Origin of the sequence: Neglectibacter timonensis, assembly GCF_900048895.1 — a bacterium.
Taxonomy (GTDB): domain Bacteria; phylum Bacillota; class Clostridia; order Oscillospirales; family Acutalibacteraceae; genus Acutalibacter; species Acutalibacter timonensis.
The window spans coordinates 113670-127278 of record NZ_LT160637.1 but is presented as its reverse complement, the minus strand read 5'-3'; the positions used below and the strand labels follow the sequence as shown (position 1 = coordinate 127278).

General features: G+C 54.3%; 7 protein-coding genes. All 7 read left to right on the top strand.

Features of this window, described 5'->3' with window-relative positions; genetic code table 11:
• Positions 1–10 precede the first annotated feature (10 nt).
• On the top strand, positions 11–9421 hold the full coding sequence (locus tag BN3911_RS03230) for an LPD11 domain-containing protein (RefSeq protein ID WP_022299212.1): 9411 nt from the start codon (positions 11–13) through the stop codon (positions 9419–9421).
• A 121-nt stretch (positions 9422–9542) separates the two neighbouring features.
• Positions 9543–10166 carry a class I SAM-dependent methyltransferase gene (locus BN3911_RS03225; protein WP_008817042.1) on the top strand — a complete coding sequence of 208 codons (624 nt, stop codon included), beginning with the start codon at positions 9543–9545 and terminating at the stop codon, positions 10164–10166.
• A gap of 141 nt (positions 10167–10307) precedes the next feature.
• Positions 10308–11279 carry a DUF3991 and TOPRIM domain-containing protein gene (locus BN3911_RS03220; protein ID WP_008817041.1) on the top strand — a complete coding sequence of 324 codons (972 nt, stop codon included), beginning with the start codon at positions 10308–10310 and terminating at the stop codon, positions 11277–11279.
• Positions 11280–11351: 72 nt separating this feature from the next.
• Complete coding sequence (locus tag BN3911_RS03215; RefSeq protein WP_008817040.1) at positions 11352–12749, top strand: helix-turn-helix domain-containing protein; 1398 nt, start codon at positions 11352–11354, stop codon at positions 12747–12749.
• A gap of 86 nt (positions 12750–12835) precedes the next feature.
• Positions 12836–13027: a DpnD/PcfM family protein gene (locus BN3911_RS03210; protein WP_008817039.1), complete on the top strand. Its 192-nt coding sequence runs from the start codon at positions 12836–12838 to the stop codon at positions 13025–13027.
• Positions 13028–13168: 141 nt separating this feature from the next.
• The gene (locus BN3911_RS16940; RefSeq protein ID WP_008817038.1) at positions 13169–13282 is read left to right on the top strand and encodes a DUF3789 domain-containing protein; all 114 of its coding nucleotides are present in this window, start codon (positions 13169–13171) and stop codon (positions 13280–13282) included.
• Positions 13279–13608 (top strand): plasmid mobilization protein, encoded by a 330-nt coding sequence (locus BN3911_RS03205; protein WP_008817037.1) that lies wholly within the window; start codon positions 13279–13281, stop codon positions 13606–13608. Before BN3911_RS16940 ends, BN3911_RS03205 begins: the two co-directional genes overlap by 4 nt.
• Position 13609: the final 1 nt, after the last annotated feature.

Sequence of the window (13609 nt, the reverse complement as noted above, 5' to 3'; positions counted from 1 at the left end):
GGTGCAACCGATGGCGATACGATACAAAGCATTGACGGAGCTGTACCATGAAACCCAGCGAAGTGTGACAGCTCCGGCACAGTGGCAGGCATTTCTTGCCTCAGCCTGCCGCAACTACCGTCTTTCCTTTGATGAGCAGTTGCTTGTCTATGCCCAGCGCCCGGACGCCACCGCCGTCCTGGAGATCGAGCGATGGAATAAACGGTTTGGGCGCTGGGTAAACCGGGGCGCGAATGGCATTGCTGTTTTTGACGGCGAGCATACGGGCAGGCCCCGGCTGAAATATTACTTTGACATTTCCGACACCCATGAGGGGAACTTCCCCCAGTCCATCCCTCTTTGGGCTGTGAGGCCGGAATATGAACCGGAAATCATCGAAACGCTGGAGAACAGCTTTGGCGAGCTGGAGCATAAGGAGGATTTGGGCGCGGCCCTGCTCTCTGCGGCGAAAAACGCAGTGGAGGATAACATCCAGGACTACCTCTCCGAACTGAAAACCGTTACGGAAGGCAGCTTTTTAGAGGAATTGGACGAATACAACGTGGAAGTCCTGTACCGCAAGGCCCTGGAAAACAGCATTGGATATATGCTCATGGTGCGCTGCGGCCTTGACCCTGCCGGAACCTTTGAGGATGAGGATTTCCGGGATGTGCTGAATTTTAACACGCCGGAAACCCTCAACGCCCTGGGCGTGGCCACCGGCGACATCTCCCAGATGTGCCTTTCCGAGATTTCCCGCACCGTCCTCGCCCTGCAAAGACAGCCCCAAAAAGAGAATCGCACATTTGCAGGCCAGCCGCAAATCCAGTATGCTGTAACTGAACAGAGAAACCAGCCGTCAGAAAGGAGTTTTGAGAATGAACGGGATCACATACACGAGACAGGGCGACTACAACCTGCCGAACCTTCTGCCCCCGCAGGAGCCGGAGGCTCCCTCTGGGAAATACGCATTGCTTCGGAAGAAGTTTCTGAAAGAACACCGCAGGATCACCTACACGAACCTGTTGACCAGCGGGCAGCTCTCCAGCCATCTGGCGGAGATCGAGCAGACGGCCCAGCGCCAGATGGAGCAGATGGTGACACAGATGGCCAAAGAGAACGGCGTGACGGAGGAGCTGAAGGAGCGCGACCCGATGAAGTGGGTAGGGCTGATGAACAACCTTCAGAACGCAGCGGAGGAGATCATACTGAAAGAGCTGATTTACAACTAATTTCCGAACCGGAACAGCCCAGCACCCTAAATGCAGAGGAAGCGGACAGCCCAGAGCTGCCCGCTTTTTTGGATGAAAAGCAGATCATGGCCGTTATCGCCAATAAGGACGATGACCTCAAGTATAAGAAACAGCAGATCGAGCTTTTCTTCTCCGTCCACCAGGATACGCAGGAACGGGCCGATTATCTGAAAACGGCTTACCAGGACAGGTACACCGAAATCATTGCAGATGGGCAGCGCCTGGGGTATAAGCCGCAGGAGGACGGGCTGCTCATGTGGGAAGGCTCTTACCCATCTCGCACCAAAGAAGCCGTGTTTTCCTGGGGTTTGGTGGCGGAATGGACAGCCCAGCTCATCGACAAAAAAGAATACTTTATCCAGACGGACATCCGCAAGCTCCCCACACAGGAGGGCCAGCAGATGTCCCTCTTTGATTTTGGAGTTTTCAGCCAGCCGCAGTCGGAAGGCGGAAACCAGATTTCCCTCTTTTCTCATGCGCTGCCCCAGCAGGTGATCGATGAGGCACTTTGTATCGGCTCCAACCATGAGAACAGCCGCCTCACCATCTGCGCCTATTTCAAAAAGGATAAGCCAGACAACGCCCGTTTCCTTGCAGAACACTATGGGGAAAACGGCGCGGGCTTCTGTCTGGATGGGCGCAAGTATGCTGTCTGGTACAATGCCGAAGGAATCCGCATAGCCGGGGGCGAGAGCGCCCAGGGTTCCAGCGCCACGCTTATCTCCTGGGAACAGGCGGCAGCCCGTATCCGGGAACTGCTGGAGCTGGGGCGGTATATGCCCCAGAGCGAGCTTGACCAAGTAGATCACTATGAAATCCATGACCTGGCCGACCGGCTGCTGCTGATGTTCCGTGACATTGAGGATGAAGAAAAGCGGTTTTTCCCCTCATTGCGAGCCATCTATGATAAACCAGGTGGATTCCCGGAGGCAGTGGAGGAAATCGCAGGGCTGTTAGGCCGGGAAGATAGCTTACAGGCCATCCTCTCCGAATATGAAGCGTTTGCCGCAGCCTATCAGGATAACCCGGACATTCTGCGTTTCCGTTTTTATCGGCCTCTTGTGCTGCAAGCACAGCTTACAGATTTACAGCGGGAACCTCTGCACTTTACCGCCGCTGAAAGTTATGACCCTCAGCGGCGTTTGTATATCTCCATGGATGAGATTGACAGACTTTTGCGCGGAGGAAAACGCAGCACCGACTACCGGCTGGCAGTGTATTCCTTTTACCGCAACCACACAGACCGCAGGGAGCGCGAGGATTTCTTAAAGAATTACCATGGGGAATACAGCGGGTATCATGGCGGAAATGACAACGTGACCTATCAGCCCGGCAAGGGCGTCCATTTCAGCCATGGCAGTATCACAGAGCCTTACGCCAAGGTGGAGCTGAAATGGAACGCGGTGGAAAAGCGCGTCAGCGCCATGATCGCCCAGGGGCGGTTTTTATCCGAGGATGACCGGGCCGCTATGCCGCAGTATGAAAAACACCAGCTTGCCCGGAACATCCACACTTTCTTTGAGAACGTACCCCAGGAGCAGCCGCACCCCTATCCGTTTGGCTTTGACTATTGGGACGCGGTGAAGCTCATCGAGCCGCAGCTTGACGACCCGGCCCGCGTGGAGGAAATCTACCAGATGATGGTGCCGGTGTGGGAAGCCACCCCGCAGGACGACCGGATGTATAAGTGGCGGCAAACAGCCTTTGAAAACCTTTCTGCGTTCCGGCAGGGTACTTTTACCCTCTTTGCGGAACACAAGGAGCCTGCGGCCCCCGCCATGCCCCCGGAAAAAGCCTATGACCTGGGCTATGGACATCTGGGGAACGGCCTCACTGTCTGGAACAGGCTGGAGGAAGAACACGGGGATTACAAAACGGTGGCCCATATCGCCCCCGACCGCACCGTGCAATTTTATGATGAGGAAATGCCCCAGACGGTGCGGGATCAGATTCAGCATATTGCCGACACCTCAGAAATGACGGTTTCCGCCACTCAGGACGCGCCCGTGTTTCACACGCCGCCCAAAGTGCAGGAACCACCCCAAAAAGAAGAAGCCGCAGACCCCTATTCCAAGCTGGCGGCCCAAGTGCTGTATTTTATTGGCGAGTTTGACGGCTCCCGGATGGGCTATGGGGATACCGACGCGCAGGCAGTAGAAACCATTGCAGAACAGCTCCATGACCCGGCCCGGCGTGAGGAAATCCGAAGGCTTCTGCAATCTTTCCTCGACCATGCCGACCCGGAGGAAGAAATCGCGGCAGACATCACCCTTTGTATAGAAGAAATGGAGGAGCTGCCCCCGGCACTCACCCCGGAACAGGCCCAGCGGGAAGAAATTGCGGGGTATCTGGAAGAAGCTGGGTTTGTGGCTTCCGAAGAATTGATCGCAGACGGCATTGCCGAATACCAAGCCCACGGAGGCGAAGGAAGCAACCGGGAAATTGCAGGCTTTATTGAGCGTGAGTTTTTGACAGAGGAACCGGATACAGAACTTCTGGAAAAGGCAAAGGATCTGATTAACGAGTTTTGTGAGGATGAATACAACGAGCCTGCTGATTTCAGCGACCTGGGGAATGTGGGTCTTGCCTACACCACTATTACAGATGAGAAAATCCCCATCCAGGTCAACGCTGATCTGGTCAACTTCCGCATAGAGAGGTATCTGAACGGCGAATTCCTGGAGCGCAGGCAGTACAAGAGCCTGGAGGAACTCATCCAAAACGAGCTGGAGGAACTGGTCTTTGATAACCTTATCTCTGCTTCAGAGGAAGAACTGGAATCCATCCACATTTTTAACGGTGATCCGGCTTCTCAGGAGAATTACCGGCTGTTGAGCCGCCTAAAAGCCGACTGCGATTACTTTCTGGGGGCTGGCAAACGGGCGGAAAAGCACCTTTGGTCTGGATATGTAAGAACGCATCTTGATAAAATGCGGGAATTATATGCTGCTCTCCCTGAAAAACCGGAATGGCTTGCCCCGGAGGATATAGGGCGCTATGACCGCCTGATGGCCCCGCCTTATCAAGTAGTCGTGTATCCTAACGAGGAGAAAGGGTTTGTAGACAAGCAGAGGTATCAAACGCTTGCAGAAGCGGAACAGGCTGCACAGAAGTATGTGGACGGCGTTATGGAGGGGGAAAGCGACTTTGCCTACGAGGGCGCTGCCGTCTATGACATTCATGAAAACAGATGGCTGTGCGTTTTCAGGAACTTCCCCAATCAATATGCAATCGAGCAAGCTGCACAGGCTCTCTCCCCAGAGGAACAGGCAGAATTACAACCTCTAAAAGAAAGAATGCTCCCGCAGTTGCCCAAGCGCCCCCGCCGTGAGCGCGTGACCTTTGCCCCTCTACACCCGGAAATCCCCAGGGAACAGCGCCATGATTTTCATATCACTGATGACGCCCTGGGGCATGGCACACCCAGCGAAAAATATGCAGCTAACGCAGCCGCCATCCGTACCTTGAAGCAGATCGAGGCCGAGGAACGGCTGGCTACCCCGGAAGAACAGGAGGCGCTATCCCGCTATGTGGGCTGGGGTGGCCTTGCGGACTGCTTTGAAGAAACCAGCCCCCATTACCAGGAACTGAAAAGCCTTTTGGACGAGGACGAGTACGCGGCGGCAAGGGCCAGCTCCCTCACCGCCTTTTATACCCCGCCCGTTGTCATCCGGGGAATCTACAAGGCTCTCTCCCAGATGGGCTTCCAGCAGGGCAATATCTTAGAGCCATCCTGCGGCACCGGCAACTTTTTGGGGCTTCTCCCGGCAGATATGGCAGGCAGCAAAACCTACGGTGTGGAGCTGGACAGTATCAGCGGCAGAATCGCCCAGCAGCTTTACCAGAATGCCAGCATTTCCGTGAACGGCTTTGAAAAGGTGCAAATGCCCGACAGCTTCTTTGATGTAGCGGTGGGCAACGTCCCCTTTGGGGATTTCAAGGTGATAGATAAGCGGTACGACAAGCACCACTGGCTCATCCACGACTATTTCTTTGGGAAGGCGCTGGACAAGGTGCGGCCCGGAGGGGTTATTGCTTTTGTTACCAGCAAGGGAACCATGGACAAGGAAAACTCTGCCGTCCGCAAATATCTGGCCCAGCGCGCCGATTTGATTGGCGCTATCCGCCTGCCGGACAACACCTTCAAGCAAAATGCCGGAACAAAAGTCACCAGCGACATCCTCTTTCTGCAAAAGCGCGACCATATCACGGATTTGGAGCCGGATTGGCTGCATTTGGATACGGATGAAAACGGCATCCGCATGAACAGCTATTTTGTGCAGCACCCGGAGATGGTTTTAGGCGACATGGTGATGGAATCCACGCGGTTTGGCCCGGACAGCGCCTGCAAAGCCCGCGAGGGGGCCGACCTGTCAGAGCTGCTTGCCGAAGCCGTCCAGTTTTTGCAGGCGGAGATCAAGCCCTACGAGCTGGAGGAACTGGACGAGGAGGAAGACCGCTCCATCCCCGCCGACCCGAATGTCAGGAACTTTAGTTATACCGTTGTGGATGGACAGGTGTACTATCGGGAAAACAGCCGTATGCACCCTTTGGAGGTATCCGTGACGGCGGAAAACCGAATCCGGGGCATGATCGAGCTGCGGGAATGTGTGCGCCGGCTCATCGACTACCAGACCGAAGGCTATCCGGACGCAGACGTCAAAGAGGAGCAGGCAAAGCTCAATACCCTGTATGACAGCTTCACAAAAAAATACGGCCTTATCAGCAGCCGGGGCAATAAACTGGCCTTTTCGGAGGACTCCAGCTATTGCCTTTTGTGTTCTCTGGAGGTGCTGGACGAAGATGGCAGCCTAAAAAGAAAAACGGATATGTTCACCAAACGCACCATCCGGCCCCATGTGGCTGTGACCAGCGTGGACACCGCCAGCGAGGCCCTGGCTGTTTCGATTGCAGAGAAAGCCCGTGTAGACATGGAGTATATGGCCCAGCTTTCCGGCAAATCCCCGGAGGAACTGGAGGCCGAGCTTTCCGGCGTGATTTTCCGCAACATCGAAGGCCCGGAAAACCCGGACAGGCTGCGGGGAGCTTCCCTCAGCCTGCAAGCCTTTTCCCCCGTGACGGCGGACGAATACCTTTCGGGGAATGTACGCCGCAAGCTGCGGATGGCAAAAGCCTTTCTGGAGGCGGCCCCGGACAGCCAAAAGGCAGCCGCCCGTAAACAGGTGGAGGCTTTGGAGGCTGTCCAGCCTCACGACCTGGGCGCTGGGGAGATCGGTGTGCGTATTGGCGCGAATTGGGTTCCTATCGACGTATATCAGCAGTTTATGGTGGAGCTGCTCACTCCCTATGGGCAGGCCCAGAATCGTATCAAAATCCTGCGCTCCGAGTCCACCGGCCAGTGGAATATCACCGAGAAAAACTTTGACCGGGCCAATGTCAAGGCTAACACCACCTACGGCACCAAGCGCATGAGCGCCTACCACATCCTGGAGCAAACCCTGAACCAGAAGGATGTGCGGGTTTTTGATTATATCGAGGACGAACATGGCAATAAAAAGCCGGTTCTCAACAAAAAAGAAACCGCTATCGCCCAGGACAGGCAGGAGCTTATCAAGCAGAGGTTTTCCGAGTGGGTTTGGAAAGACATCGACCGCAGGGAACGGCTGTGCGCCATCTACAACGAAACCTTCAATTCCAGCCGTCCCCGTGAATACGACGGCCAGCATATCCGTTTCGAGGGCATGAACCCGGCAATTACGCTGCGGCCCCACCAGATCAATGCCATCGCCCATGTTATGTACGGCGGGAATACCCTGCTGGCTCACGAGGTAGGCGCGGGCAAAACCTTTGAAATGGTGGCCGCCGCCATGGAGATGAAACGGCTGGGGCTTTGCACCAAGTCGCTTGTGGTGGTGCCAAACCATCTCACGGAACAATGGGCGGCGGAATGGCTCCAGCTCTATCCCAGCGCCAATATTCTGGTTGCTACGAAAAAAGACTTTGAAACACAAAACCGCAAGAAGTTTTGCAGCCGTATTGCCACCGGCGACTATGACGCGGTTATCATCGGCCACAGCCAGTTTGAGAAAATCCCCATGAGCGCCGAGCGCCAGCAGGCCATTTTACAGCAGCAGATTGATGAAATCCTGTTTGGCATTGAACAGGCCAAAGCACAGAAGGCGGAACGCTACACCGTCAAGCAGATGGAGCGCACCCGGAAATCCTTAGAGGCAAAGCTGGAAAAACTGAACGACCAGAGCCGCAAGGACGATGTGGTGACGTTTGAGCAGCTCGGCGTTGACCGCCTGTTTGTGGATGAGAGCCATTATTTTAAGAACCTCTTTTTAATGACGAAAATGCGCAACGTAGGCGGGATCGCCCAGACCGAAGCGCAGAAAAGTTCCGACCTCTTTATGAAATGTCGCTATCTGGATGAACTCACCGGAGGGCGCGGCACAATTTTTGCCACAGGCACCCCCATCTCGAACAGTATGGTGGAGCTTTACACCATCCAGCGGTATTTGCAGTACGGGCTGTTGCAGGAAATGGGCCTCATCCATTTTGACGATTGGGCCAGCGACTTTGGAGAAACCATCACCGCCATCGAGCTGTCCCCGGAAGGCACCGGTTATCGGGCCAAGACCCGGTTTGCCAAGTTTTTCAATCTGCCGGAGCTGATGGCCGCTTTCAAACAGGTGGCCGACATCCAGACGGCAGATATGCTCCATCTTCCCGTGCCAAAGGCCAACTTTCACACAGAGGTTATCAAGCCGTCCGAGCTTCAGCAGGAGATGGTGAAAGGGCTGGCGGAACGGGCGGAAAAAATCCGGGATGGAGGCGTTGACCCCCATGTGGACAATATGCTGCGCATTACCAATGACGGGCGCAAGCTGGCCCTGGATATGCGTCTTATCAACCCGCTGGCTGCCGACGACCCAAACGGCAAGGTGGCTGTCTGCGCCCGGAACGTCTACAAAATCTGGGAACAGACCAAAGAACAGCGTTCGACCCAGCTTGTATTCTGCGATCTGTCCACGCCCACCAAAGACGGCTCTTTCAACGTATATGACGATCTGAAAAAGAAGCTCATGGAGCAGGGTATCCCGGAGGATGAGATCGCGTTCATCCATGACGCCGACAGTGAGGTAAAAAAGAAGGCGCTGTTTGCGAAAGTCCGTGCCGGGCAGATACGAGTGCTGATGGGAAGCACTCAGAAGATGGGCGCTGGCACTAACGTACAGGACAGGCTGATCGCCCTGCACGATCTGGATTGCCCCTGGCGGCCTTCCGACCTTCAGCAGCGGCTGGGCCGTATTGTCCGTCAGGGGAATGAAAACGAGGAGGTGGAAATCTTCCGCTATGTAACCGAGGGTACGTTTGACGCTTACCTTTACCAGCTTGTGGAAAACAAGCAGAAATTCATTGCTCAGATCATGACCAGCAAGGCCCCTGTCCGAGTGGCAGAGGATGTGGACGAAACGGCCCTCAGCTATTCCGAGATCAAGGCGCTGGCCACCGGCAACCCTCTCATCATTGAAAAATGCAATTTGGATATGGAGGTGGCAAAGCTCAATATGCTCAAGGCCAGCTATCTCAATCAGCGGTATTCCCTGGAGGAGCTGGTGCTGCGCGAATACCCGGCAGACATCGCTCGGATTACAGAACGGATTGCGGGCTATGAGAAGGATGTGGCGCTGGCAGCCGCCCATCCGAAAGGTCAAGAGGGCTTCTGCGGCATGGTGATCGAGGGCAAACAGTATGCCGAAAAAGAGGACGCTGGCAAAGCTATCATCGACGTTTGCAGCAAAATGACTGGCTCCGACGCGGTTTTGCTGGGAGAATACAGGGGCTTTTCCATGGTGCTGGCCTATGATGGTATCAGCAACGAGTACCGCATTACCCTGAAAGGCACCCTCTCCCATACGGTGACGCTGGGCGCGGATGTGTTCGGCAATATCGCCCGTCTGGACAATGCCCTTGAAAACCTTGCGGGGAGCTTGCAGGCAGAGCAAAGCAGCCTGGAGGAAACAAAAGGGCAGCTTGAAAATGCCCGCGCTGAATTGGGCGCGCCCTTTGCCCGCGAGGAGGAGCTGGCGGAAAAAACCGCCCGATTGAATGAACTGAACGTCCTGCTGAAAGTGGATGAGAAAGACAAGACGCTCATTGACAGCGTTCCCGATGAGGGCGAAGAAGTCCCGGAACGGAAGGTTGTGGGATTGGAGCGTTGATTCCCCTGTGCCGATTGGAGCAATCCAGTCGGCCTTTTACATACCAAGATGGACTTTTTCAAAAAAGTGCTGTATAATAAAAGCGGTTAGCTACAACTAATTCATTTCAGAGGTAAGGAAAATGGGACTGATAAAAAAATATTTTAGTAATACCCGGAAGCCGGACGGGATATTAGGAAAGATGATGGTAAGCGGAATGAATAAAGCTCATGCGGGGGTGTCCGACTGGGGCATAAGGCATTTATCTTCTATCCAGCCCCAGACGATCATAGAATTAGGCTGCGGTGGCGGACGCAATGCGGCCCAGCTTCTTAATAATTTTCCAAAGGCGACGTTGACCGCGTTGGATTATTCTGAGGTGTCCGTAGAAAAAACAAAACAGGTCAATCGGCGGGAAATCCAACATAAGAGGTGCCAGGTATTGCAGGGAGATGTCGCTACACTGCCTTTTTCAGAAAATAGTTTTGATCTGGCCACAGCCTTTGAAACCGTCTATTTTTGGCCGGGGCCTACAGAAAGTTTCCGGGAAGTCTGTCGAGTATTAAAACCGAATGGCTTGTTTTTGATTGTAAATGAATCTGACGGTACAAATAGAAGTGATGAAAAGTGGCTGGATGTCATAGAGGGCTTGCAGATTTTTGATAAAGCACAGCTTTCTAATTTTTTGAAAGACGCTGGCTTTTCAAAGATTATCGTTGACCATGACGAAACAAAGCATCGGCTTTGTATCATGGCGATGAAATAAATAATTGTACGCTTTCACGGGGCCGATTGGAATAGTCCAGTCGGCCTTTTACATATCCGAAGAATACAGCCCCCTTTACATAGCCGGTTGCCCCATGCGGGCAGCTAATTTGTGGCTATGGGAAGGGGGCTGTATTTTTTTATGCCTTTTTACAACCAGGAGGAGATCGAAAAAGCGCGGGAGGTGGACTTGTTCACCTATCTACAAGCCTGTGAGCCGCAGGAGCTTGTCCATGTTTCCGGCAATGTCTACTGCACCAGGGAACACGACAGCCTGCGTATTTCCAATGGCAAATGGTGCTGGTTTTCCCGTGGGATCGGCGGTTACAGCGCGCTGGACTACCTCATCAAAGTCAAGGGCTGTTCTTTCATGGAGGCAATGGAGGCCGTTGCCGGCAGGGCTGCCGCCCCGCCGCCGTCCTTTACGTCCGTTCCAAGGGAAGAAAAACCGAAGCACCTGCTTTTGCCGCCGCCCGCCCCAAACAACCAGGCTATGCTGGACTACCTCAAAGGCCGTGGGATTTCCATGGAGGTGCTGGACTTCTGCGTCCAGACCGGGCGCATTTATGAGAGCCGGAATAAGGGCCATGGAAATGTGGTGTTCGTCGGCTTTGACAAAACCGGAAAAGCGCGGTTTGGCTGCCTGCGAGGGATCAGCGAGGGCCGGTTCCACGGGGATTTAAGCGGCAGCGACAAGCACTATTCCTTTGCCCTGCCCGCCTGCGGGAAAAATCCGGCTGTCCATCTGTGTGAGTGTGCCATTGATGTCATGTCCTATGCCAGCCTTTGCAGGCTGGACGGAATCGACTGGAAACAGCACAACCTGCTGTCTTTGGCCGGGGTATATCAGCCGAAGAAAAAGATTGCGGAGAGCAAGCTGCCTGTGGCCCTCACCCGTTTTTTAGAGGATTATCCTCATGTGAAAACCGTCTATCTCCATCTGGACAACGACGGCCCCGGCAGGATGGCCGCCGAAGCCATCCAGACAGTGATCTCCAAAGAATACGAGGTCAAAAACTGCCCGCCGCCCAGGGGAAAGGATGTGAACGACTACCTGTGCCGAAGGCTGGGTATTCCTATCCGGGGCGCGAAAGGAAAGGAGCAAGAACGATGAGCGAAAGGTGATATTGTCATTCGCCTTGCATAATGTTATCTTTTATGATAACATTATAGACGAGGTGAGAACATGGATGAACTGCATGGACGGCAAAAAATTATTGCCCAGCTTGTAGAGGCCCGGCTGGAACAGGGCGTTTCTCAGGCGGAGCTTGCAAGGCGTGTGGGAACCCAGCGCTCCAATATCTGCCGCCTGGAAAGCGGTGTGCAGAATCCCACGCTGGATATGATTTTGAAGATTGCGTCCGCGCTGGGGAAAGACGTTTCCCTTCTTTTGGACGACAAGGAGGAACCTATGAGCAACATTTACAGTCTGCGTATCTACGACACGGAGCTTATGCGCTTTTCAATGGAGAAGCAGGGATTGTCCGGCCTGGTGGCCGAAATCCTTTATACCAATGAGGAACAGACCCACTTACTGCCCCTGGATATGGAGCGCACCGGCGAGGGCGTTATTCACTGGCTGGAGCGGCGGGTGATTCCCAAAAACCGCGCCTTTGTGGATGAGATTCTGAAAACCCTGGGCCTCAGCCATAACGATACCAAGGGGATCATTGACGTTTGCAAGGGGCTGTCTTTGAACGACAGCTATTGGGTGGTGCCGGAGGGGTTTGAGGGGAAGTTTTCCCAATACAACCTTTATGAAAACCGCTTTTCCGAGATTCTGGCCCTGGTGGCCTACACCGGCGCGGGCGGAAGCCGTCAGGCATTTACCACTTCCCCGGAGCTTACCACAGGCGGTATGCTGCCCAAAGCGTGGCGCTATGTGGAGCAGGACGGGATTTATCTTTATAAAGGCGGCACCACCGGCGCGTCCAACGCAGGCCGGGAACCCTACTGCGAATACTATGCGTCGCAGGTTGCGGAAACCATGGGGTTAAACGCCGTCCACTACGATCTGGAGAACTGGAAAGGCATTACGGCCTCGAAGTGTGAGCTGTTTACGAACATCGACACGGCATATATCCCCATTGGGCGGATTGTGCGCACCGGAGGAATAGCTGCCTGCCTTGCCTGGTACGAGAAGCTGGGGACGGAGTTTTCCGAGCAGCTTTGCAGTATGCTGGTGTTCGACGCGCTGATCTACAACGAGGATCGGCACTTTGGCAACTTCGGCGTTCTGCGTGACAACCACAGTGGGAAGATTATCGCCCCGGCCCCTGTCTTTGACAACGGGCTTTCCTTGTTCTGCTATGCGGGAAAAGAGGACTATGCCCATCTGGACGAGTATGCGAAAACCCGTTCCAACCCCTACAACATCTCCTATGAGGAGGTGTGCGCGGAGGTCATGGGGGCCAGACAGAAAGAGCAGCTTCGGCGGATGATCGGCTTCCGGTTCAAACGGCATGAAAGCCTCAATCTGCCGGAGGAACACTTGCAGGCCATTGAGAAGCACCTGGAGGGCCGAGTGCGGAAGCTCCTTGCCATCCCCACCCGCCGCCGTCAAAAACAGGAAAAGGCAAGATGAAATTAAAACATCCGATTGGAGAGCGTTCTGAAAAAGGGCGCTCTTTTTTGTTGCCCAAGTTTAGAATCAGAAAGGAGTGCAGGCCAATGAACGAGTATGACATTGCAATTCGAGAGACGATGGAAATGACGGTCACGGTGGAGGCAGCGAGCCGCGAGGAGGACCGCCGGATGGTGGAAGAGCGATGGAAAAACGGCGAATATATCCTGGACGCAGACAGCTTCAGGGATGTGGAGTTCTACCCCAGAGGCCGCAGCCGCGACCGGGGCGAACGATGAATTGTTTTTTCGGGCGTTCGGTATTCCCCTGCGGGGAATGGAATGTATATGTACCAGCAAGCATCGCCTTTGTGATACCACAAAGGCAGCTTGTTAGGGGGAACGCCCCCTAATACCCCTTTATCAGAACGGAGGTTTTCTATGGAAGGATTGTTTTTTGCCATTGGGTTTCTGCTGGGCGGCGTGTTCGGCGTGCTGATTATGTGCCTGCTTCAAATCAACCGCTTAGGCAGGAAGGAGGATTCGGAGGAATGAGAAAACGCAACGTACACGTCCAGTTTTGGCTGGACAAAAAAGAGGCGGAAGCCTTCAACAAAAAGGTGAAGCGCAGCGGGCTTTCCCGCGAGGTGTACCTGCGCCACCTGATAAACGGCCTGGTTCCCCAGGACGCGCCGCCCCCGGCATACTTTGACTTTATACGGGAGTTGCACGGCATTGGAAACAACTTAAACCAGATCGCCCAGAAAGCCCATGTGCTGGGCGTCATAGACGAGCGCCGCTACGAGGAAGAAACACGGAAGTTTGACCAGCTCATCCGGGACATCACCAGGGCGGTGATTTTGCCAAAGCCTATGGAGTAAA